Annotated in this window: 17 protein-coding genes and 1 pseudogene; 10 read left to right on the top strand and 8 right to left on the bottom strand. The window is 55.5% G+C overall.

The features are described from left to right. A partial coding sequence (locus RMSM_RS33975) for a heterodisulfide reductase-related iron-sulfur binding cluster (RefSeq protein WP_261340361.1) occupies window positions 1–949 on the top strand: 949 nt, incomplete at its 5' end. 115 nt (window positions 950–1,064) lie between these two features. On the opposite strand, the pseudogene fusA reads toward RMSM_RS33975, so the two are convergent. Further along, a pseudogene (gene fusA / locus RMSM_RS33970) lies at window positions 1,065–3,153 on the bottom strand (elongation factor G). Between the two features lie 376 nt (window positions 3,154–3,529). Between fusA and rpsR the strand changes: the two are divergent. From rpsR to RMSM_RS37695, 6 genes are all read left to right on the top strand, one after another. After that, window positions 3,530–3,808: a 30S ribosomal protein S18 gene (gene rpsR, locus RMSM_RS43975; protein WP_231612237.1), complete on the top strand. Its 279-nt coding sequence runs from the start codon at window positions 3,530–3,532 to the stop codon at window positions 3,806–3,808. A 160-nt stretch (window positions 3,809–3,968) separates the two neighbouring features. After that, window positions 3,969–4,550: an acyl-CoA thioesterase gene (locus tag RMSM_RS33960; RefSeq protein ID WP_008708404.1), complete on the top strand. Its 582-nt coding sequence runs from the start codon at window positions 3,969–3,971 to the stop codon at window positions 4,548–4,550. 169 nt (window positions 4,551–4,719) lie between these two features. Beyond that, window positions 4,720–6,513 carry an ABC transporter permease gene (locus RMSM_RS33955; RefSeq protein ID WP_236622412.1) on the top strand — a complete coding sequence of 598 codons (1,794 nt, stop codon included), beginning with the start codon at window positions 4,720–4,722 and terminating at the stop codon, window positions 6,511–6,513. 106 nt (window positions 6,514–6,619) lie between these two features. After that, window positions 6,620–8,425, top strand: a complete 1,806-nt coding sequence (locus RMSM_RS33950) for an ATP-binding cassette domain-containing protein (protein ID WP_008708402.1) — start codon at window positions 6,620–6,622, stop codon at window positions 8,423–8,425. A 120-nt stretch (window positions 8,426–8,545) separates the two neighbouring features. Beyond that, on the top strand, window positions 8,546–9,820 hold the full coding sequence (locus tag RMSM_RS33945; protein ID WP_008708401.1) for a prepilin peptidase: 1,275 nt from the start codon (window positions 8,546–8,548) through the stop codon (window positions 9,818–9,820). Window positions 9,821–9,907: 87 nt separating this feature from the next. After that, entirely contained in the window at window positions 9,908–10,924 is a 1,017-nt protein-coding gene (locus RMSM_RS37695; RefSeq protein WP_008708400.1) for an O-fucosyltransferase family protein, read from the top strand. Window positions 10,925–11,079: 155 nt separating this feature from the next. Here the strand turns inward: RMSM_RS37695 and RMSM_RS33935 are convergent, their stop codons facing one another. The 3 genes from RMSM_RS33935 to RMSM_RS33925 form a co-directional block, all read right to left on the bottom strand. Further along, window positions 11,080–12,447, bottom strand: coding sequence for a DUF58 domain-containing protein (locus RMSM_RS33935; protein WP_052031931.1), 1,368 nt, complete (start codon window positions 12,445–12,447; stop codon window positions 11,080–11,082). Window positions 12,448–12,588: 141 nt separating this feature from the next. Next, entirely contained in the window at window positions 12,589–14,235 is a 1,647-nt protein-coding gene (locus RMSM_RS33930; RefSeq protein WP_008708397.1) for an arylsulfatase B, read from the bottom strand. A gap of 166 nt (window positions 14,236–14,401) precedes the next feature. Beyond that, window positions 14,402–16,936, bottom strand: coding sequence for a PVC-type heme-binding CxxCH protein (locus RMSM_RS33925; protein WP_081614442.1), 2,535 nt, complete (start codon window positions 16,934–16,936; stop codon window positions 14,402–14,404). 420 nt (window positions 16,937–17,356) lie between these two features. Between RMSM_RS33925 and RMSM_RS33920 the strand changes: the two genes are divergently transcribed. Beyond that, window positions 17,357–17,770, top strand: a complete 414-nt coding sequence (locus RMSM_RS33920) for a hypothetical protein (RefSeq protein WP_144058157.1) — start codon at window positions 17,357–17,359, stop codon at window positions 17,768–17,770. 79 nt (window positions 17,771–17,849) lie between these two features. On the opposite strand, the gene RMSM_RS33915 is transcribed toward RMSM_RS33920, so the two are convergent. Further along, a complete protein-coding gene (locus RMSM_RS33915) occupies window positions 17,850–19,529 on the bottom strand; it encodes an ABC1 kinase family protein (protein ID WP_040770981.1) in 1,680 nt (559 codons plus the stop codon). Window positions 19,530–19,856: 327 nt separating this feature from the next. Between RMSM_RS33915 and trxC the strand changes: the two genes are divergently transcribed. Beyond that, the gene (trxC, locus tag RMSM_RS33910) at window positions 19,857–20,276 is read left to right on the top strand and encodes a thioredoxin TrxC (protein WP_081614441.1); all 420 of its coding nucleotides are present in this window, start codon (window positions 19,857–19,859) and stop codon (window positions 20,274–20,276) included. A 32-nt stretch (window positions 20,277–20,308) separates the two neighbouring features. Here trxC and RMSM_RS33905 read toward each other — a convergent pair whose 3' ends face one another. Continuing rightward, on the bottom strand, window positions 20,309–21,370 hold the full coding sequence (locus RMSM_RS33905) for an NAD-dependent epimerase/dehydratase family protein (protein ID WP_008708389.1): 1,062 nt from the start codon (window positions 21,368–21,370) through the stop codon (window positions 20,309–20,311). 378 nt (window positions 21,371–21,748) lie between these two features. Next, window positions 21,749–22,126 carry a hypothetical protein gene (locus RMSM_RS33900; RefSeq protein ID WP_008708388.1) on the bottom strand — a complete coding sequence of 126 codons (378 nt, stop codon included), beginning with the start codon at window positions 22,124–22,126 and terminating at the stop codon, window positions 21,749–21,751. A gap of 100 nt (window positions 22,127–22,226) precedes the next feature. On the opposite strand from RMSM_RS33900, the gene RMSM_RS33895 reads away from it, so the two are divergent. Beyond that, window positions 22,227–23,051, top strand: coding sequence for a phosphatidylinositol-specific phospholipase C/glycerophosphodiester phosphodiesterase family protein (locus tag RMSM_RS33895; protein ID WP_040770969.1), 825 nt, complete (start codon window positions 22,227–22,229; stop codon window positions 23,049–23,051). Window positions 23,052–23,071: 20 nt separating this feature from the next. Here the strand turns inward: RMSM_RS33895 and RMSM_RS33890 are convergent. After that, a partial coding sequence (locus RMSM_RS33890) for a 3-keto-alpha-glucoside-1,2-lyase-like domain-containing protein (protein WP_040770967.1) occupies window positions 23,072–23,367 on the bottom strand: 296 nt, incomplete at its 5' end.

The raw sequence follows: 23,367 nt of genomic DNA, 5'->3' as shown, positions 1-23,367 counted from the left end.
GCTCGCGTCGCAGGTTCCCTGGCTTGCGAACATGTTGATTCGCGGTCGCTTTCCTCGCTGGCTAGCGGATCGTTTGTTCGGTTTGTCAGCCGCTCGCGAATTACCGCTGATTGCAAGCGAAACCTTCACACGCTACGCCGCCAAGCGACGCTGGACGAAACTGAATCCGCATGGTGGTTTAAAGGTTGCCTACTTCGTTGACCACTACGCAAATTACCACGATCCCGATATCGGTCGCGCCCTAGCGGAGATTTTGCAGCACAACGGAATCGGGTTGTATGTTCCCACCGGCCAAGTCGCTAGCGGAATGGCGCGTATTTCGGCAGGCGACATCAAAGGGGCGCGGCGGGTTGCCCGGCGTAACTTGCGAGTCTTGGCCGAAGCGGTCCGGCAAGGCTACACGGTGATTGCGACCGAGCCGGCTGCGGTGCTCTGTCTGAAGCACGAGTATCCGAATTTGACCGATGATCAAGACGCCCACTTGGTTGCAGAGAACTCATTCGAAGCGTGCCAATTCCTGTGGAATTTGCATCAGGAATCTCGCTTGTCGCTTGATCTGAATCCACTGCCAACGGAGATCGCCTATCACCAACCCTGCCATCTCCGCGTACTCGATCCTGATGCCGCCGGTCCCAAGCTGATCAATTTGATTCCCAAGTTTGATGTCCAGCAGATCGAGGCGGGCTGCACCGGCATGGCGGGAACATGGGGGCTGCAACGCAAAAACTATCGAAACAGTTTACGAGTTGGTTGGCCCTTGATCTCAGCGATGCGTTCGGCCGGCAATCGCACCGCAGCGACCGAGTGCAGTGCCTGTAAGATGCAAATCGAACATGGCGCGGGCCGCAAGACCGTGCATCCTATCAAGCTGTTCGCCTACGCCTACGGACGCATGCCCAAGATCGAAAAAGAGCTGAAAAAGGTGCCCGACACCTCGACGTCAGTCTAGGCGAGCTGAGTGTTTGGCTAGCTTGCCAAGCTGGCGTTCGGCAACTTTTTACGAAAAAACGGCGGCATGAAGGTCATGCCGCCGTTTCGTTTTGGATTCGCGAGATTGCGATGTCTTACTTGGTGCCAACCAAGTCGGCTTTGCGTTTCGCTTCGATGATGTCGGCTTGGATGTTCGATGGGGTTTGGCGATAGGTCGCCAATTCCATCGAGAACGTTCCTTGGCCTTGCGTCATGCTACGCAGGTCGGTGGCGTATCCAAAGGTTTCAGCCAAGGGGACTTCGGCCTTGATGATACTGTTGCCTTCGACGATATCGTTGCTTTGCATGATTCCGCGGCGGCGAATGACATCGCCCACGACGGTACCTTGGAAGTCCTCGGGGACTTCGATTTCAACGTTCATGATTGGCTCGAGCAACTTTGGATCCGCTTTCTTGAAGTACTCGCGGAAACAGCCTTGGGCAGCGGTGTAGAACGCTTTCTCGGACGAGTCAACTTCGTGGAAGCTACCGTCGTCCAAATCGATACGAGTACCGACCACAGGATATTCAGCGACAGGGCCCTTGTTCAAAATGTCGCGGAAGCCCTTCTCGATCGCAGGAATGTACTGCTTAGGAATACGTCCACCGACGACGTGATCTTCGAATTCGAAGCTGTCTTCGCTGTTCGATTCGATCGGGCTGAGTTTGCCCTTGATATGAGCGAATTGACCACTACCACCACTTTGTTTCTTGTGTTTGTAGTCGAATTCAACCATCTTGGTTGGGCTTTCGCGGTAGCTAACCTTCGGAGCACCAACTTCGATTTCGACGCCGTATTCGCGGCGAATCCGTTCGATGTAAACTTCCAAGTGAAGTTCGCCCATTCCGCTGATCAAGATCTCGTTGGTTTCTTCGTCGGTTTCGACTCGGAACGTCGGGTCTTCTTTGCGGAAGCGTTGTAGCGCCTTGGCCAACTTGTCTCCGTCGCTTCGTGTTGCTGGCGATACCGCGATCTTGATCACAGGATCCGCAACGAACATCGATTCGAGGGTACAGAAGTCGCGTGACTCGGCGTACGTATCACCACTGGCCGAATCGATTCCCATGACGGCGATAATATCGCCTGCGGAGGCTTCATCGATTTCTTCGCGTTTGTTACTGTGCATTCGCACGATGCGGCTGAACCGTTCGGTCCTGCCGGTACGTTGATTGACGTAGCCTTCGCCCTTCTTGATCGTGCCTTGGTAGACACGCATGAAGGTCAATTGACCAAACGGATCGTCGACGATCTTGAACGCCATGCCGACGAACGGACGCGATGCATCAGGAAGCAATTCGATACGCTTCTCTTCGTCTTTGGGGTCACGTCCACGAATTTCGCGATCCAGCGGGCTAGGCAGGTAGCGAATCACGGCATCTAACAGCGGTTGGACCCCTTTGTTCTTGAACGCGGTGCCCATGTAGACGGGGGTTGCCCCGCCGAGTACGGCATCACGAGTGACTTTGTAGATCAATTCCTTAGGAACTTCTTCTTCGCTGAGAAGTAATTCCATCATTTCGTCGCTGTACATCGACAGCGCTTCGAGCATCTGGACGCGTGCGTCTTCGCATTCGTCTTTGATGTCATCAGGAATTGGAGCCGAGACGACTTTTTTCGCCTTCGTTGCCTTCGTGTAGATAGGCCACCATTTCGATCAAGTCGACGGCACCTTTGTAGTTTTCTTCAGCACCGATGGGGTACTGCATGAAGAACGCTTCAGCACCCAGTTTCTCGCGAAGCTGCTTCAGCACGCGGAAAGGGTTTGCCCCGGTTCGGTCCATCTTGTTGATGAACGCCAAGCGAGGAATTTGATAGCGCTTCATTTGGCGATCGACGGTGATCGATTGGCTTTGCACGCCACCGACGCTGCAGAGCACGAGTACCGCACCATCGAGAACACGAAGCGATCGCTCGACCTCGACGGTAAAGTCAACGTGACCCGGGGTATCGATCAAGTTGATCGGGTGGTCTTTCCACTGGACGCTGGTTGCGGCACTGGTGATCGTGATTCCACGCTCTTTTTCCAGTTCCATATGGTCCATCGTCGCGCCGTCACCACCGCCGCGAACTTCTTCGATTTTGTGGATTCGCCCGGTGTAAAACAGAATTCGCTCGCTGAGGGTCGTTTTTCCCGAGTCGATGTGGGCGCTAATTCCGATGTTTCTGAGTTTATCCAGCTTCATTTATCTTCACCTAAACATTGCACGCGATATTTTGTATTTCCCAAGGACATGAGTTTACAGATCATGTCTATTGTTCAGTCAGGACTTGGGAACGTGAGCACACGGCATTTTGTACATTACCACCCGTCAACGCAGGATGACGCCTCGGATCGATTGGGAAATATGGCAAAGGTTTGGCAGATGCGAAAGGGCAAATATGCTCAATTCCCCTTGCATACATCTTTTCTTCACTGCATACTTCCCTGCTTCCCTCTAAGGCGAGTCGACGGACCCGTGTAGAGCCGTCGACCTTCATTCGTCGCTAGCGGTGCCCAATTCGGGACGTCTGTGACGATCAAGCCCATTCGCCCTTAACAAGTTTACAGAGCAAATCCGAATGCCACCACGTCCAATGAGCACGCGAAGTCGTGCCCGCAAACGATCACGTGTCCGAACCCGGACTAAAAAGAAAGATCCAATTTTCGTCGATGGTCAACGACCACGGCCGATGTACGTCGATTACAAAGACATCGAACTGCTGAAGAAGATGGTCAACCGTCAAGGCCGTATCGCGGGCCGTCGCAAGAGCGGCTGTACTGCTGCGAGCCAACATGCGGTCACCGCCGCGATCAAACGAGCCCGTTTCATGGCTCTCTTGCCATTCGTTGGCGAATAAATCTCCGATTTGACGGCGAACGCCGATTCTTTGGGCTCCCCGTTTCGGGTGAGCCGTGAAAGGTGAGCGGACAGCTTAGAAAATTCATAACCCGACGCATTGGCGAGGGATCTGAGTTGCCCGCACCCCGCCTTCGAAAATCCCTCGGTCCTGGATTGACGTGTTTACCCTCCAACGCCGAGTCGAGTTTCGCGATACGGATGCCGCCGGAATTGTTCATTTTTCGGCGTTTTTTCCGATGATGGAAGCGGCCGAGCACGCCATGCTGCGGTCCTTGGGCATCTCAGTTATGCCTCCCCATGTGGGTGGCGGCCATTCGCTGTCCGAGTCTGCTGCGGGGTCTCAAGCGGACGCGACGTCGCGATTGCACGTCACTTGGCCGCGTGTTTCAGCTCACTGTGACTACCGTGCAGCGGCGCGATTCGAGGATATCCTTGATATCACGGTCTCGGTTCTGCGTCTGGGCAACAGCAGCGTCGAGTATGGAATCCGATTTTCGCGAGCCGAGCTCGCGGACGCTTCCGCTCAAGCAGGTGGCTCTGCGGACGCCTCCGCTCAAGCAGGTGGCTCTGACGCCTCTGCTGGTTCGCACCCGACGTGGATCGCCGAAGGCAAATTGACGGCCGTCTGCTGCACCCTCTCCCCCGGCGGTAAGCTGAAAAAGACGCCGATTCCCGAAGACTTGCGGAAGTTGCTCGCAAAGCATCTCGATTCGCAAACCTTTTCTGCCGACCACGCGTAGTACCCCGAATCCTGGCTCAAGCTACGTCCATAGCGGCCGCCGCTGGTGACGTTTTGCTGCGGGCCAGCGATGGATTTGTGTTTCTCTGTGCTACTTTTCTGGTCGTTTTTCACCTTACGGTCGGCTCGACATGATTTCCTGTCCTGATTTTGCGGTATCCGATTTCCCTATGCCTAGCTTCGCATCTCTTCCTGGTCTTGCCTCTTCGGATAGCTTTGCATGTTCGGATTTAGCCGCGATGCTAGGGCATCCCGCACTTATCCTCGGCTGGGCCAAGTGGCTTCCTGCTTGGATTACCCCTCTGTGGGTGCTGTCGATTGGGTTGCTGCTCGGTGCGATCGCCGTGGTGGTGGTCTACGGCATTTTGTCAGTGTTATCACTCGTTCCGCCGCTGGGGCAGCTTGCTGACAAGCCTCGTCGAGGAATCACGGCGTCGCTGATCGTCGGTGGCGTGATCGCCGTTGGGTTGTGTGCGACCTACATCCCGATCGCGGGCGAATACTCTAACACGCTGTTTCTGCCGCTAATCTGTATCGGATTGGTGCTTGGGTTTGGCGTGATTTATGGAATGTGGCATCGCACCCGAAGCGAATGGGCCGCGATGGTAGGCGAAGGGGTGATTCCTTACCTGCTGTCGACCATGGCCGTGTTTGCGGTCATCGGTTTGGGGGGAACGCCGTTTGTTGAAAATCCACGATCGATTCTGGATTCGGTGGCGGCGGTGAACTTGGTAGGGGATGGAACGGAACGTGTCGTGGTGACGGTTCCTGCGTCTCCGGAATTGCCGGTGGGCGAGTCTCCGTTTGTGCCTGCGAACATCGATTACCAGCTTCGCAGTGTCACAGGATTGACGATTGAAAGTGACCGCACCGTGTTGCTGGGGGATTCCGCCGATCCCGCCGGATTTGGTCGCACGCCTCAGCGTGTCAACGAAGGCGAAAAGCTAGTCTATAGCTACGAAAATCGTGATCAGCCGCCCATTCCGTCGGACCCGACTCGGCTGCATATCCAAAACCGCGAAATCGACGACGCGACGGTGGTTTTCACCTTTAACAATCAACCAATGGTCCCTCAAGCGAGTTCGATTGTGGTGATCGCCTTTACGTTCTTTCTGACCATCACCAGCTTGATTGTGTTCCGCCAAGCGGCGCCGCGTGTTTGGGCGTTGGCGTTGTCGACGGCGAAGAACGAAATGGCTCAACCGCTGTATCTGCTGCTGTTGGCGATTGGTTTGTTTGGCGTGCTGCTGTTCGGGATCTATCCGTTTAACACGCTCGGTGACGACATCCGCTTGCTCAAAGACAGTGGGGTGACGCTGATCATGGTGCTAGGGATGGTCCAAGCGGTATGGAGTGCAGGAACGTCGGTCAGCGAAGAAATCGAGGGGCGTACGGCGTTGACGGTGCTCAGCAAACCGGTCAGCCGGCGGTCTTTTATCCTCGGCAAATATGCCGGGATCATGTTGTCCGTCTTGGTGTTGTTTGTGATCCTGTCGGCGGTTTTGACGGTCGTGATCAGCTACAAACCGATCTACGACGCTCGTGAAACGGCCAGCGGGGATACGGTTTGGCAGACCGGTCACGACGAAATAATGACGACCTTGCCCGTGTTGGGGTTGTACTTGATGGAAACGATGGCGATCGGTGCGATTGCGGTGGCATTGGCGACGCGATTGCCGCTGTTGGCGAATTTCATCACCTGTTTCGTTGTCTATGTGATCGGAAACTTGACCTCACCGTTGGTGGCGTCGGCTCGAGATAACAATGAATTGGTGGGGTTTGTTGGGAAATTAATTGCGGTGGTCATCCCCAATCTGAACATTTTTAACGTTCAGGCGGCGGTAGATACAGGAAATCAGATCCCGGCGATCTACTTGGCCGGCGCTTTTAATTATCTTGTATGTTTCTCAATCGCAATTTGGATGCTTGCGATGTTACTTTTTGAGGACCGCGACTTGGCTTAGCCTTTGTGGGAAAGTTCCTTTTCCCACCTACGCCTTGGCTTAGTGGCGGCAGTGAAATGCTCGCCGCCAAGCAGATCCTTCATCCTAAGCCAACGAGGTTCGACTGATGAGTAGACTTGCGGCACCACGAAGTGAACCCGAAGCCAGTGGTGCATGGACGACCTACATCTGGGCATCGCTTGCGGGGCTATTGGTCCCTGTGATTGTGGCCCTGGTGGGGTTAATCGCCGTATTGCTGGATTCCAAAGGTTTCATCGGCAACCAAGTACGGCTTGGGACTCATCTCAGCGTTTATCTGCCCGAACCATTTACCAACCAGCGTCCGCTAGTCCAATTAGCCCAGTTAGTCGGCGTCACCTTTGTGGTGGCATGCCTGTTCTCGCTGGCCGTTTGGCTGCACCGCCGCGATGCCGATTCCAAGGCGCGTAGCGTCACCAAGGCACTGCATCGCAAAGTCCTGCAGCAAAGTCTCCGTCGCGCCGAAATTGAAGGTGCCGCGGCTCAATACGTGCGTGCCGAGCAACTGATCGGCACCCATTTGCCGTCGATCCAAAAAGGGCTCTCGATGTGGTATCGAGCAGTCCCGAGAAGCGTATTGATGTTGGTGGGATGTGTGGCCGTCGCCCTGTTGGTCAACGTGTGGTTGGCGCTACTGGCGGTGGTTAGCGGGATCATGCTGTGGCAGCTCTACCAACGACTACGTTATCGTAAAGGCGACGAGATTGCGAATTGGGAGGTCCCCCGTTCCCGACGCCGAATGGCCGAGATTGTCGGACAAGCGCCGCTGTTGGCACGATTGCAAACGCATGGCTTGGCCGACCGATCGTTCGAATCCGAGCTTGACTCGCTGTATCGGCGGCTGACGGCCGAAGAATCACGGTCGGGACAATTGTGGCCGTTATTGTTTCTAGCGACCTCCGTGGCCGTGGCGGTATTGCTGCTGGGGCTGGGAGCGAATTTGTTGATTGGCGATAGTGGATTAAGTGTTCCATCGGCGCTCGTCCTGGGACTGGCTCTGGGCGGTGCGATCGTTAGCGCCGATCGCTTGGCCAAGCTTTCTTTTCAACTAAAAGAGAGCGAACCGTCGAGCGACGCGATTTATCTGTATCTGCAGCGAAGCGATGATGTCGCACCGAGCGAGCAGCGTGTGGGGTTGGCCGGGCTTCGTGATTCGGTTCGTATCGACGATGTGACACTCAAGGATTCGACGGGCAAAGCGATCCTGAGAAATTTGAGCTTGCAACTCACTCCGAGCAGTTTTGTGGCGCTGCTGGGCACCGAAACGGTGTCCACCCGAGCATTGACCGAATTGATCATGGGGTTTGGTCGTCCAACCGAAGGCCATGTCTCGATCGATGGAATTCCGCTATTGGACGTTCACCCGCAAGCACTCGCGCGTAACGTGATGTGGGTGGAACCGTCCGGGCCGCTGTGGGACGGAACCATTACGGAAAATCTGCGTGGCGGCGACGACGATATCAACAACCGCGACTTGGTCGAGGTGCTCGAGAGTCTAAACGTCTACGAGCAACTGCAGCGATTGCCTGAGGGGCTGAATACCTACGTTACCGTGGGCGATTCGCTGTTGTCGGCTGAGATTACATTCGCAATCGGAATTGCCCGAGCGATCTTGCACAAGCCTGCGGTCGTGATTGCGATGGAACCGCCTCCGCCCGCCGAGCATCTGCCGGACGACCCGAGTTTGGCGGGGCTGAAGCGATTGGCCGAATCGGGCGCCTTGGTGGTGGTTTTGCCACGCCGCTTGCAAACATTGCGTTCAGCCGATCGTGTCGTGCTACTAAACGGGCCGCGGATTGCCGGCGAAGGCAAGCATGCTGAGTTGTTGTCCAACAGCGATCTGTACCGCCACCTCAATTACTTGCTGTTCAACCCGTATCGGCATCAAAAATAGCCGAGATGCGGCTAGAGTCGCTGCCGGCACGGCGAGCCGATTCCGCCGTTACAAGCGATCCTTGAAATCCGTTATGCTACCCGCCTACCTTTGGTTCATCGGACGTTTTTGGGTCGACACGTGTTTGATTTTTGGCTCACGCTCTCACTGAATTTGCGACTCGCGTTACTGGCGATCTTGGGGTTGCTCAGCGGCGCGTTGGCGAACCATGTTATCTACACGTGGTGCTGGTTCGCACGCCCTATTTCACCCTGGGCACCTCCGTCGCCCAAAGCACCAAAACGCCAACCCAGTGATCGTATTCCGCTTGTGGGGTGGTTCGGACTTCGACGCGAAGCCGAGCTTCATGGCCGAGGTTTCTGGATCCGACCGTTGTTGATCGAGATTGGATTGGCGATTGCGATCCCCTCGCTCTACATGTTCGAGACGCAAAATGGCGGATTGCTAGCGGAATCGCTGCGTGTGCCGCAGGTTCTCGATATGCCGTGGGTGATCACCAGTGGACACCGCGTTTTTCTCGGGCACGCTGTTTTGCTGGTGTTGATGGTCGCGGCCACCTTCATTGACTTTGACGAGCAAACGATTCCGGACGAGATCACGATCCCTGGCACGTTGTTCGCCTTGTTGTTGGGATCGATTTCGTACTGGGGGTTCATGCCAATTTCGCTCCCGATTGGCGGGCCAGCGATCGAGCTTGCTCGCGCCACGTTCGAGGCCCCTTGGTTTCCCGTTTCCGCGAAATGGTGGACCAGCACAGGGCTGTTGACGGGGTTGGCAATTTGGAGCGGTTGGTGCTTTGCACTGGCGGATCGTCGTTTGATTTTACGGAAGGGATTTGGAAAGGCGATCGAGTTCTTCTTGGCGGGGCTAGTACGACATCGAACTTGGAAATTGCTGCTCGCCATTTGGGTTGCGGGTTTGATCGCGATTTCGATCGTTTTCCAAATTGGCGGCATCCATTGGCATGGACTGTTTTCCGCGTTGGTCGGTCTAGCGGTCGGTGGCGGTGTGATTTGGGCAATCCGCATCATTGCATCGAGCGCGATGGGGATGGAAGCGATGGGGTTTGGCGATGTGACGTTGATGGCGATGATCGGAGCGTTTTTGGGATGGCAGGCTGCAGTCGCCGCCTTTTTCCTCTCTCCCTTTGCTGCCATTGTGATTGTGGTGTTCCAATTCATCATCACCCGCGAACCCCGTGTTCCGTTTGGCCCCTATTTGTGTGCCGGAGCGGCTCTGACGGTGATCGGATGGGACCGAGTGATGAACCAGTGGTTCCTGCCGAATCTGTTTTTCCTGGGCGAATTTGTGCTCTGGCTCTGTTTGGCGATGCTCGGTCTAATGGGAGTCATGTTGTTCGTTTGGCGTCAGATTAAACAGCGACTGTTTGCCTAAACTCAACAGAATCGCCACTTGTATTGGAGGTGGCGTAGGAGTCGCGGCCGAGAATTTGCATCTCGAAGATGGGATTGGGACAAGTCAATGATTGTGATTGCCCGACGTTATGGACAACTCGGTAACCGATTGTGGTTGTATGCCCACATGATTGCCGCTGCGGCTGAGTACGGCGTGACCGTCGCCAATCCCAGCTTTGCCGAATACGCCGAACTGTTTCCCTCGACACGACACGATCTGTGGTGCCGCTACCCGATCGTTTCGCAGCCGACCGTAGACACACGCGGGCCTTCGCGCCGGACGCGAGATTGGTTGGCTCAAGGAGTCTATCTATCAGCCAAGACGCTCTATACGCTGCGACTTAGGAACTATCCCGCCCATGTATTACGGATCAAAGGCGAACAGAGCTGCGATCTGGGGAGCGACGCATTTCGCGAGCTAGCAACCAGTGGCCGGCCGGTGATGACGTTGGGGTGGCAATTCCGTTGCGAATCACTGTTGGTCAAACATGCCGCGATCGTTCGTCACCATTTCCAGCTTGCTCCCGAGCATGGCGAACCGGTGGGCGAATGTTTGTACCAAGCACGCCAAAGCGGCGATGTGGTGATCGGTATCCACATTCGCCAAGGTGACTATAGAACGTTTCTTGGTGGCCGCTATTACTACGAAGTCCGTGATTACGTTGCCACGATGCGTGAAGTGCAAGCTCAGCTTGCTCCACGCCGCGTGACGTTTCTGGTTTGCACGAATGTCCCTTATGACCAATCCGACTTCGCCGGATTGAACGTGCAATTTGGGCCTGGAGTTCCAGTGCAAGACATGTATGCCTTGGCAGAAACCGACATGATCATCGGGCCGCCGAGCACGTTCACGATGTGGGCATCCTTTTATGGCGGTGCACCGCTGGCGATGATGAAGCGGTGTGACGCCAAGATCGAAGTCGAATCGGTCGCACCCGAGTTGTTCAAATCAAATCCAATCAGCACGAAGTATCAAATCGTGCAAGGGAAATTGTCCGAGTTGAGTGCGAGTGAGCTCGCCGATGTTTTCGGTTTGAACCCGCCGAATGAACGTCTTCAACGCGAGGTAAAGTCAAATTCGTAAGTCGTAAGTAGTCCGGACCAAATCGTCCCAAGCGACGCAGATCCGGCGGGCTGCGAAAGTGATGGCGAGTTCATTGCCGCCGCCTTGCCGGAACTTCGCTATCGCTGCGTTCCGGCCTACAAAAACGACGGAAATGACGGAAATTTCAGGTGTCGCTATCGCGTCATCACTTCGCGACAGACGTCCGACACGGCATCCGCCGACGCCAGATGAAACGTCGGAATTCGGCAGGCAATCAGTGGGCCGGCGACTGCCGAGTATTCGTTGATATCCAGTGCATTGATGATCACCGCCACCGCTCGGCCACGACGTGACAATCCGATCAGCGCCGCCATCGACTCAGGCGGGCAGTGCTGAAGAATCACCAACACTGTCGTCTCGGACGAAATTCGGGATTCCGCTTCGACCAATAACTCGGCCAGCGTCAGCCCATCGGTCCGCTCGAGTCGCGCCAGCGTGCGGACCATTTCACGCAGAGCCACGGGGCCACGCGTCGCCGGCTGCGACACCGGCATCAAGCGATCACTTTCGTTCCGCATCGCCGCTGCGGCGGTCGCCTGGTCGCGGACTCGATAATCTCCGACCCAACCTTCGGTGCGGATGCGATCGGCGGCGTCGCGGCCGTTGGTGACCAAGCCAAACGGTTCTCCTGCGTCGTGCAGCGCATGGGCGATCGAAGCCGCCGCGGTGACCGCTAAGTCACTTCGCACCGGTTCGTGCTTCGATGGATTGGTCGCAACGTGCAAATCCAAAATCAACGTCGCGCCGGCAATCGACGACGGTTCATAGATTTTGCTGTGCAGCGTTCCCGTCCTCGCGGTGGCGGCCCAGTGAACGCTGCGAAGCGGATCCCCGGTTTGCCATTGGCGAATTCCCCGCAGTCGCGTGGGATCGTCCATCACATTGTCCCGCATTCGAATCTCGCCGATCGGTCGCCGTGATCCGATGTCGTACGTCGAAAGCGGAACCACATCGGGCAGCACCGTGACATATTGAGGCTCGGTGCCAACCCGGTACCGTCGATACAGTCCCATCAAATCGCCGGTTTCCAGGACCGTTGGCCCAATTTGAAAATAGCCACGTCGACGACACGTCACTTGGTAATGAAGCGATTTCGACTCGCCTGCCCACAGCATCATCACCTGGACGCGGTCGCCTTCGATCTCGAGCGCCGACGTCGATACTGCCCCAGTCTGAATCGCAGGCCGTGGTAGCAAGTCTTCGACCAAAATCCACAGAATCGGCAACCGACTCTGGTTGGTTAACGTAATTTCAACATCGATCACCGATCCCAGTTTGTGTTCGACATTCCCGCTGTGCCGAACCGCGATAGTCGAATCCGTCCAACTGTTGGCAAGAAACCAGTTCACGCCGACCAGGATCGCTGCAGCCACCGCGGCCAATACCCAAAGCGACGCTCCAAACAACATTCCCACTAGCAGCACAGCGCAGATCCCTGCCACCATCCCAAAACTCACTTTGGGTGATTCGGAGTGCGATGGGACAGCAGTCGTGGAGGACATTAGTTAGTTCAGTTGGGTTTGGCTGTAGGCCGGATCAAGTCGCGACAAGCGACGCAGGTCCGGCGGCCGAACGTGACGTTGCATTCGTTGCCGCCACGATGCCGGAACTCCGCTCCGCTTCGGTCCGGCTACAAGATCGGTCTAGCGGCCGTCGCCGGTGTATATGATCGTGGCTCCTTGCGGTGCCTGCGGCCAAGGTGTCGTGCCGGGCGCCCATTCGGTTGGCTGAGTTTTGCGAACTTCGTTCACCGATTGGATCAACCACCCCGGAGCCGACTTGTTTTCCTGCATTCCGTAAACATACGGTAGTGGCGGATCCATCAGTATTGTCTTTTCCCCCAATGGCGGACGCTCGCTGCCCGCCTGCTTTAAACGCGCCGCCAACCGAGCGACCACATCGGGATGCTGATCCGCAACGTCGGTTGTTTCACTTGGATCCTGTGCGATGTTGAATAACATGTCGCCCATCAATTTGAAGTCACCCGAGCGAATCGTTGGCAACCGCACGCTGCCGCTGACTTCAAAAATAATTTCGTCACGTCGACTCGTCTTTCCATGGACAATCGTTTCGGTCATGTCGATGCCATCGATTGGATAGGGGCCGCTCGGGTCGCCGCCGGCGATATTGGCAAACGTGGGAAGCAAGTCGACAATGTGAATCATCGCGTCGTTGGTCGAGTCGGGGTGAATGTATCCCGGCCATCGCACCACGCAGGGCACTCGCACTCCGCCCTCAAATGTCGTGTTTTTGGTTCCCCGGTAAGGTTGATTCATCTGCTCGGTTAATCCCCCGTTGTCGTTGGCAAAGATCACCATCGTGTTCTGAGCAAATCCATGCTGATCGACCGCACCGACGATTCGTCCGATCGCGTCATCCAAACATTTCAACGCTGCTTCACGCGGCGTGTATTTATCGGTGTATCGCGGCACTTGTTCGATCGGGCCATGGACCGCATTAAACGGCACATAAATAAAGAATGGCGGGTTGGCGGTATTCGCACCGGATTGATCGGCTCGCTCCGAGATCAGCCGGACAGCTTCGTTCGCGATCAAGTCGGTCGTGTAACCTTGTTCCTGGATCGGTTGCTGATTGCGATGCCAATCGTAAACGGCATAGCGTGCGGGAGCGTTGTGAGGAATGGTGTAGTTGTTGTAGTCGATCCCCCACGCGTAGTGGCCGTATTGATGATCAAAGCCTTGGCTCATCGGTAAGTGTTCGGGCAACCATTCACCACAATGCCACTTGCCCGTGATCGCGGTAAAATAACCGGCGTCCGACAATACCTCCGCCACGGTGCGTTCTTTGGTGTCCAGTGCATGGATTCGCCGCGTCTCTTCGCCGCGTTCGTTTTTAGCGAGTGTCAGCCCAAGCTTGGCTAGATAGCTCGGTTTACCAAAATCTTCACTCCGCCAATCCATCCAATTGCGGAACGCGTATCGTCCCGTCATCAACGCGCCCCGGCTCGGTGCACATACCGAATGCGTATAAAACTGAGTCAGCTTCACTCCCTGACTGGCCAATTGGTCCATGTGAGGCGTCAAATCGGCATTGCCACCATTGAACCCAGGCTCGGCCCAGCCCATGTCGTCGGACAACATGAACACAATGTTGGGTCGCGCCCCGGTTTGGGCGATCAGAAGCGGAGTGCCCACGGCGAACGTCCATGCCGCTAATATCGTCGAGGCGACAATGCGAACGCTACAGCGTGACCTCGCCTGCCGGCGTATCGGTGTGCCGCCAAGCGATCGTGTAGGCGGGGACAATGTGAGGGCTAAGAAACGAATCATTTCAGTTCCGGTGGTTGCGGGGCGACAAAGTCACGGAGGATCACGCGGCGTGATCGGAATTCACGCCGTCTGGCTATTCTCTTTGCCAAGGTTTCGCAGGTCAATTGCCGGCTGACAACAGCGAGCATCACCCTGTGCCGATTTTAGATGAAATCGTTGTGGGGTCTTAAGAACGACTCTCGCTTAGAAAGGCGACCAGGTCCGCCAACTCGTCAAGCGTCATGCTGTCTTCGAGCCCCACGGGCATGATCGATTTTTCGCTTGGTTGCAACTGCTCAATCTCCTCTCGTGGAACTTCAAAAATATTTCCATCGGCACCTAGCAAACGCAATCGATTCTCGGGCCCGGGGCGATCCATCTTTAGCCCCGTCAAGACATGCCCGTCGCTCGTCAGCACGGTCCAGGGAACGTACAGCGGCCCTACTTCTTTGCTGGGATTCAGGATTGACTGGAGTATCCGTGGGCGAGTCATCTGTCCTGACAAACGAGTCAGATCGGGGCCGGTGTTGGTTCCACGGCCAGAGTGCATATGGCAATTCGAACATCCACGACGAAAGAATACGCGGCGTCCGGCGTCCACATCGTCGCTGTGGCCAACCAATTGCATCCATCCCTCAATGTTCTCGCGACTCGGGCGTGCTGCGTTGTCACGACGAATGTTTGTGTTGCGAACTCGCTTTGCTTCGGCACGCACGGCCGCAGGCTGTTTCGGCAACGACGATCGGTTGATCATCGCAGCGTAGTTTGCCGCCTGGGACGATAAACCAGCGATCGCGTCGGCACGTGTCTGTTCGTCGACCGTTTCATTCGCTGCAAGTTTCGCCAATTCATCAAACGAGCTATCGGTCCCGCGAGCGGCTAACAGTCGAACCACTTCGATCGACAGTTCGCGGCCAGTTTGCCGATGGATGTATCCGCCGAGTTCTAGATCACTCGGCGAGCTTGCTTCGGAGGGGAGTCGTTGTAGCGCAAAACCACGAAGACGGTCTGATCGCGTGGTGTCGCCAGCGAACTCGATCAGCCGCTTCTCGATCGCAGGATCGCGACTCTTTCCCGACGCGCTTCCGGTCTCTAAAAAAGCAATTGTCGCCATCGTTGCCGAGAAAACGGGCGGTGATAAACGATCTTGTTGCAGTCGCTCCGTGATCGTCGGTAGTTGTTCTTTGCACATCCGTTCTGCGGCCCAACGCAGCGCCGTCATTACCACCGCATCCGAAACGTCGTCCAATCCTGTGGCGATCATCGCGTCACGCGTCGCAGCAGGAACACTTGCTGGATCACACATCTCTTTCCAACGCCACGCCAACATCTGTCCGACTCGTTGTTGAACATGGGGCAATGTTTTTTGACGGAGTGCATTCAATTGGTCGTGCAAAACCAAGCCCGTGATTGCGGCCTGGCGGATGAATGGATCATGGCTCTGCAACGCATCGATTCGCTGCGTAAGTGTCGTGGTAGGCGAGTTCGCTAACTTCGCTGCTTCGTTTTCTGCAGCAGTGATTTCCGGCAGCAAGCCGTTTTCACGCGGAGCGTCCGCAACTCGACTCAGTCGCCACAATCGTCCTTTGCCATGCACCGGGTAACTGCGGTCGACCCAGTCGGTAAGGTAGATCGATCCATCGTTGGCGATCGCCATTGCCACAGGACGGAAGTCTTCGTTGCCTTGGACAATCACTTCGGATTTGCTAGTCCATGATGCACCGTTTGGATCCAACGCGTAGCGTTCGATGCGGTTGTCACCCCAGCTGGTGACCCATAGATGTGAACCGTGTTGGATTACGGCGCAAGCCGCTTCGCCGGTGCCCGCTGTCATCGGCAACGTGCCTGTGAATTCGCCATTCCATGATTGTAGTGGATGGATCCCTGCACGACCAAAGCGAAACTGGAATCCGTAATCACCGCCGCGGACGACATGAATTAATCGATTAGGCGGCATCGAGTCGGGATCGTTCTCGACGGCCCACAGCCGATGTGCCGAGTCGAAACACAACCCAAATGGATTCCAAAATCCGGTTGCGACACGTTCGACCTGCGACCCATCGGTTTTACAGCGAAATACGTTGCCTCCTTCGCCGCCGCCGATTTGTTGCGATCCATCGCTGCCGATCAGCTTGTAAGGCTCGCCAAAATTTTCACCTTGTCCCACGTACAACCATCCATCGGGCCCAAGCGTCAATCCGCCGAGTCCATTGTGCGGATAGTTTGCAGCGGTTTCATGCTTCAGCAGAACCACGTGTTGATCGGCAACGCCATCGTCATCCGCGTCGCGAAGCTTCACGATTTCACTTCGAGTGGCGATGGCGAACCAGCCTTTCCCCAAATTTGCAATGTTCATCGTCGCCACGCCTCCTTCGTAAAAGAGACGCTGCCGATCGAGCACCCCGTCGCCATCGCTATCGTCGAAACGGTAGATGCGATCGGTTTTCGGACCTTCATAGTCATCGGGCGGAAAATGAGTGTGGCATTCGATCACCATCAATCGCCCTTGATCGTCAAAACAACATCCGGTGGGCGTCACTAAATCAGGCGCCGACGCGATCGGGGTTAACTGCCAGTGAGCGGCTAGAACACGAGGCTGCTGGGCAAACGATGGCTGCAAACAAAGCCCAACGGCGATGCTAAACAGGGCGGCAGTGACACCGACCCGCGCGCAAATCGACACGTATCGGAAAAAGTGAAACTTGTTAATAGCGATGTGCATGAGGGCGTTGCAGGAAAGAGGGCGGGGCGGGAGCAGGAGAGTTAAATGTCAGCCGTAATGATTGTTCGCAAAATCACAGTTTATACGCTCCAACATCCTCATGCTGTGTTTGCCCGTCGGAAAGAAGTGCGAACTGGGGCTAGTAAACGCTCGAAGCCCAAGATGCACGACGCATTTTTATGTTTCGCGGTGAAGTGAAAATGTGGCCGACAAGACGAGTGGCATCGGTTGTGTCGCTGCCGCACACATGAGCAAAAATATGAGCATCGGTGCCCAATCGCGTTGACGTTCGTATTAGGACCGCGCCACAGTGTCGGCCTATCAAGGCATGAGGACGACCGGGATTCGCTTTGGTACGCGTCTTGCTTTTGCGAGAGGGCATCCTGTTTAAAATTCATTGCCATGCAAGGAACCATTCCAATGACTATCAGTGAAAACTCTGCCGCTGAATCTCACGCCGATCATCGTCATTGGAAACGTGACGTCGAGTGCTGGAACGAAGATATCCAGAATTGGCGAATGGAACATTGTGCGGCGATTGTTCAATTGCAAGAGGCGGTCGATCGGATCAACGAACATGGCAAAGCACTCGACGAGCATGCCAACGCCGTGGCGTCACTAGAAACGTCACTCGGAGCTCATGAGAAGAATCTAGCTGCAAGTTTGCAAATCGGCTCGGACGCAGCGATCGATGACAGGATGAACGACCAACATGCCAAACAGTCCGAATTGCATCTGTGTCAGCAGAACGCTCATGAACGAATGAAAAAGTACCACCATCAAGCGATGGCCAAAGTTGCCATGCTGAAGAATGCACTCGAGGCAGCGTGTTAGAAATGTGGGTGACTTCTCACTTGCACCGTCGACTTTCTGACACAGCGATCCCCACCGGCGATCCGGCAGCCGCCGGGACTCAATCGTCCTCGCCGACGCGGTGGGAACGGCGGATCGAGCGGGTGATTCCGTATCCCATGACCACCGCAACAGCACATCCGATAAATCCCGGAACCGAGATGCCTAACAGCAGTGGCGGTACAAGGCTGCTGCACAACGAAGCCGAACCCATAAACAACGCGGCCGTCAAAATCCCCAGCACCAATCGGTTGACGATGGGCTCGAGTCGGCGATGTTGCAAATGAACATCAAACTTGCCACGTTTGAAATTGTGCAAAATGTCTGCCGCATCTTTCGGCAGCACACTAATTAACCGTTCCCAGTCGTCGACGTTTGACTTGAGCCGAGCGTAGACTTTTTTCGGCGAGAAACGTCGTAGCATCGCTCTCTTGCCATACGGTTCGATCAATTCAGCTAAACAAAAGCTGGGGCTCAGCTGATGGGCCGTTCCCTCCAGCATCACCAGTACCTTTAGCAGCATCGCTACTTTGGCGGGTAAATAGATGCGGTGTTCGCGAATGATCTCAACGATTTCGTGTAAAAAGCCGCTCAAATCGAACTCACCAAGCGATTGATGCGCGTACTCGTCGATCAATTCTTGGATCGACGACATCAACGCGGGTTCATCAAAGCCGATCGGGATTTCGCCGACACTGGCGACCACGTCGGTAATCTTGGCCGCATCTTGTCCCACGGCGGCGATTAACCCTAGTTCAAGATGTTCTCGCAGTTCATTGTCGATGCGGCCCACCATGCCACAATCGAGAATGCCTATTTCAACGGGCTCGGCGTTTTCAGCAGCCTGATTCGCCAGCAACATCAAGTTTCCTGGATGCGGATCAGCGTGATAGAATCCGTCTCGGAAAATCATCTCGACAAACACGCTGGCACCGCGGCGAGCGATCTCGTCCAAATCGATCCCGGATGCTTCGAGTTTTGATTGATCCGACAGACTGATCCCCTCGAAACGCTCCATCGTCAGCACTCGTCGAGAGCTGAGGTTGGGGTAGGCTTTGGCAATTCGAATCGTGGGATCGTTGGCAAAGTTGCGTCGAAACTGTTCCATGTTTCGCAACTCGCGATCAAAGTTCAACTCCTTCATCAAGGTGCGTTGAAACTCACGCATCGTATGCACCGGACGATATTGACGCAGCCGAGTCGATTGCTGTTCGGCGATCTCGGCGAGCTTGGTCATGATTTCCAAGTCGTTGACGATGCGTCGTTCGATCCCCGCATGTTGCACCTTGACCACAACCAATTCGCCGTCGTGCAATGTTGCCCGATGAACCTGGCCGATCGACGCGGACGCCATCGCCGCCGGTTCAAACTCGGCAAACAAGGTGTCAATCGTGGCTCCTAGTTCGGATTCGATCATCGCCACAACAACATTGGCTTCATCGGCTGGAGTGTTCGCTCGCAGCTGAGCCAATTCATTGGCGAGCGGGTTGCCGACCAAGTCAGGACGCGTGCTCAGGACTTGACCGAGCTTGATAAACGTGGTCCCTAGCTCGGTCATCGCCACCCGAATCCGCTGCTCGGTCGTCAGTTCATCGTCGTCATGATGCCCACGAATGCGGTTGAGCCAGGGGATGGGAATGTTGGATAACCAATCGGCCAATCCGTGCTTGGCAAGCACCGACACGACTTCACGAAATCGGTCAGCGTTGCGAACGAACTGGGGGACGTCGATTAAGTCCATTTGGGTGTGATCGGTAACGTTTGGGAGACAAGCAAAGAAAGCTGCGGCACAGACGAAATCATAGCAACGCAACCGATGTGCCGCTGATTCGGCAGGATGCTGTAGCGAAAGTCGCGAAGACTTTCGGCGGTTCGGGGGGAAACGGAAAACCGACGAGCGGAGTCGTCGGGCGACATTGCCGATTTGCCGGAACACGCTATCGCTGCGATAATATTCGCCCGTGGCTGGCACCCCGTTTGCTCATTACTCATTGCTCATTGCTCAACGCGATGCAGTGTGGCTGCCATCGCAAATTCTTCGGCAACAAATCAACAAGGATCTCTGACCGTGAATCTCGTCTGTTCGGAATGTGGATCTGTCAATCGAGTGCCTGAGTCGAAGTTCACAGACAAACCGATTTGTGGGAAGTGCAAAGCATCGCTATTGCCAAATCATCCCGTGGACTTGTCTGCAGACTTGTTTGCCAAGTTCATCACGCGGACCGAGTTGCCCATGCTTGTCGATTTCTGGGCACCATGGTGTGGCCCCTGCCGCATGATGGCACCTGCATTTGCGAAGGCGGCAGAGGAGTTGTCGCCTGAGGTGATTCTGGCCAAGCTGAATACCGAGGACGCGCCGCAAATTTCGTCTCAATATGGAATCTCAGGTATTCCAACGATGATCCTGTTCCAAGCGGGCAACGAAATCACCCGCCAATCGGGAGCGGTCGACACGCAACAGATTGTTGCGTTGGCGCGTCAACGCTGATTTTGGCTCGACAATGTGATTGCCGCTGCGTTTTAGGAAACCGTCGGGTGACGTCCCTTCAACAAGGGCTGCATTTGACGTGGGGCCTGGATCCATCCCTGTTCGACATACCACTGGGCGGTTTGGGCAAGTCGCTGATACAGCGATTGGTCGGGGGCAAAACCGGTATCACGATTCAAGGCCTCGCTGGTACAGGTCCATGAGCCTGCCGTCGCTTCGCGTGCTTTGTCTAGATTGAGGATGTTGGGATGCCGCGTCGCTTGAGAAACAAGTTCGTTGAACGCGGCGATACCCCATACCGCGGTTTTGGGGCTGCGGATTACCCAGGCGTGGTAGCGGCCGAACGTTCGTCCGATCATGCGTCCAAGTTCGGCATACGTTGGATTCTCATCATCGGTGGCAAAGTAAATGCCGGTTGCGTCATCGGGATTCGTCGTCACACGGCGACCTTGGCTGGCCGCCAGGATCAGTGCTTTCGCCAAATCTTCGGCGTGGATCGCTGAAACGCGATCGTCATGGAATCCCGGAGCCAAATGGAAACCAAAATTCGCGATCGTTTTGAACATTTCAAGTCCGTCACGATCTCCCGAGCCCAGCACGATGGGAGGCCGTACGATCGTTGTCGGCACATCCGCAGCAAATTGCATCGCGGCTCGTTCTCCGGCCAATTTGCTACGCCCGTAGTTCGATACGGGAGCGGGAGCGTCCGATTCAATGCGAGGCCTTGATTCCGACGATGGGCCTGCGGCGGCGAGCGACGAAACCACTGTCAAAACCGGAGGCTGTTGCCGTTCCGCACAACACTTCGATACCTTCGCAACACCGTGTTCGTTAATCCGAGCGTAGTCGCGCACATGCAACGCCTTTGTCACACCCGCAAGGTGATAAACTTCGTCAATTCCGTGAAGTGCGTTTGCAATCGACTCGGGATCGGTGACATCCCCAATCACAAACCGGGGCGTAAAGGGCTCGAGTCGACTGCGATCGGATTTCTCACGGACCAAGCAGGAAACCTCATAACCACGACGCGTCAATTCGCGAACCAAGTGAGTGCCGATGAACCCGGAAGCTCCCGTCACCAATGCATGAGTCATGTTCTTGCGCCCTCATCAATCGAAGTCTTAGTCGTAAACTCCCTCCCTGGGATTCGAACACTGGCTAAGGGGACCACCTCGGCTCTTTCACGCCAGCACCGTCTGCGATGCACGGTTATTGCAACGCAATCGCATTGCAAAGGATGTACCATTGAGTGTACTCCCCCAATAGGACTGGACCCAGGTTTTTCTACAGATTTCTTAGGAACCTGTCCATCTTTCGATGGGGTCGTGACGCGTGTTTCGCTCGTTTTCGGCGGCAAAGTCGCGAAGACGATGGGAGCGACGGGAAAAAAGAGGAAAGCCGACGACCGGGAGAGCATCAGGCGAATTCGTCTCAGCCCGATTGCCGGAACGCGGCTATTGCTACGTTCTGCACTACGGCGAATCGTTCATCGATGGCGGATTGATGAGACCGAGTGGGCCGAGCAGAAACGCGACGGGGATCCCAAAACATGCTCCATAGATTCCGCCTTGCACCATCCACTGGATACTGCCGGCGGGCACCATTTCGGCACTGGCGATCGCAAAGAAACACGCCATCGCTCCGCCGCCGCTGGCGACCATCGACGGAGGTGATTCGAGTCGGGATCGCATTCCCCACGCCACCATGGCGGCAACCAGAGTGCCAGTCCCGATTCCCAACACGCCTCGCGCTAATGGCCACGACAGATAGCCGAGCAATAATACGACGCACAGCCCGATGGTGGTGGCCGCCACGGTCGCCAGCTCTACTTGAATCATACGATGTTTCATAATGGGTTCCTGTCTACCCAGAGCCCCGATGGTAGGATGAGCTGCGCGGTTTCCAGAAATGAATTCGACACGATTCCCTCTCCACATTGGATGACATCACTTGAAACGAATCCAACCTGCCATGACTTTGTTGGCACTCTTGTTTGTCGCGGCGTTTGAAACCCGTGCGTTTAGCCAAACCGACGCGGCCCCACCGCTCACGCTCGCTCATGCTCACAATGATTATGCGCACCCGCGGCCGTTGCTCGACGCACTGGATCATGGATTCACCAGCGTCGAAGCAGATGTCTATCTGGTGGATGGTGAACTGTGGGTCGCTCATTCCCAGGATGAACTGAAACCCGAACGGACGCTCCAGTCGCTGTATTTGAATCCACTACGCGAGCGAGTGCGTCAGAACAACGGATCGGTCCACGCTACCGACGCTCCGTTTTACCTGTTGGTTGATATTAAGAGTGCGGCCGAGCCTACCTACGCAGCGCTCGCAAAAACGCTGGCTCGCTATCCCGAAATGATTTCCGTGGTTCATGACGGCAAACTAGAGCGTAAAGCGGTCTCAGTGATCATTTCGGGTAATCGGCCCTTTGAAATGATGGAAGCGGAAGCCGTGCGTTATGCGGGCGCCGACGGTCGACTGAGTGATTGGGGTTCGTCTTTGCCAAGCCACTTGATGCCATTGATTAGCGACAATTGGCGGAAACATTTTCGCTGGAACGGCAAAGGAACGATCAGCACCAGGGACCAGCAGAAGTTAGATCAAACGATCGCATCTGCCCATGATCAGGGCAGACGCGTTCGTTTCTGGGCGACGCCCGACACCGCGGCGATGTGGCGAGTGCTTTACGACAGCGGCGTCGACATGATCAACACCGACGATCTGTCGGGGTTAGAGACGTTTCTTCGCCAAGTGGACCGCGACCGCTAGTCGATTGGCCTAAATGGCATTTAGCGTTGACCGTAAACCGGTGCCTTCCAATCTTTGGGCAATCGGCCTTGCGGTTTGACGCCATAGGCATCGCTGGGGATCGGATGATCCTCGGCGGTCAGCAGTGGTAGATTGTCGGGCAGATGCTTGATCTTGAAATCTTTGTATTGGATCTTCATCGCCGGTCCGACGTGAACTTGGACGGCCAAGACACCTTCGAGCGAGCGTCCTTTTTCGTCCAAATCGATCAGATCGGCGGTCGGATGCCCATCAATCCAATGTTGATGATGATTGCCGCGAACCAACACGCGGTAGT

The organism is Rhodopirellula maiorica SM1 (assembly GCF_000346295.1).
GTDB classification, from domain to species: Bacteria; Planctomycetota; Planctomycetia; order Pirellulales; family Pirellulaceae; genus Novipirellula; species Novipirellula maiorica.
Note: the sequence above shows the minus strand (reverse complement) of the source record. Positions and strands in the feature narration are given on the sequence as shown.

Coding starts and splice junctions, on each gene's coding strand:
- RMSM_RS33905 (WP_008708389.1), bottom strand. CDS start 21,370: ATGACTCATGCATTGGTGACGGGAGCTTCCGGGTTCATCGGCACTCAC.
- RMSM_RS33930 (WP_008708397.1), bottom strand. CDS start 14,235: ATGATTCGTTTCTTAGCCCTCACATTGTCCCCGCCTACACGATCGCTT.
- RMSM_RS33900 (WP_008708388.1), bottom strand. CDS start 22,126: ATGAAACATCGTATGATTCAAGTAGAGCTGGCGACCGTGGCGGCCACC.
- RMSM_RS33955 (WP_236622412.1), top strand. CDS start 4,720: ATGCCTAGCTTCGCATCTCTTCCTGGTCTTGCCTCTTCGGATAGCTTT.
- rpsR (WP_231612237.1), top strand. CDS start 3,530: ATGCCACCACGTCCAATGAGCACGCGAAGTCGTGCCCGCAAACGATCA.
- RMSM_RS33935 (WP_052031931.1), bottom strand. CDS start 12,447: ATGTCCTCCACGACTGCTGTCCCATCGCACTCCGAATCACCCAAAGTG.
- RMSM_RS33925 (WP_081614442.1), bottom strand. CDS start 16,936: ATGCACATCGCTATTAACAAGTTTCACTTTTTCCGATACGTGTCGATT.
- RMSM_RS33950 (WP_008708402.1), top strand. CDS start 6,620: ATGAGTAGACTTGCGGCACCACGAAGTGAACCCGAAGCCAGTGGTGCA.
- RMSM_RS37695 (WP_008708400.1), top strand. CDS start 9,908: ATGATTGTGATTGCCCGACGTTATGGACAACTCGGTAACCGATTGTGG.
- RMSM_RS33920 (WP_144058157.1), top strand. CDS start 17,357: ATGACTATCAGTGAAAACTCTGCCGCTGAATCTCACGCCGATCATCGT.
- RMSM_RS33915 (WP_040770981.1), bottom strand. CDS start 19,529: ATGGACTTAATCGACGTCCCCCAGTTCGTTCGCAACGCTGACCGATTT.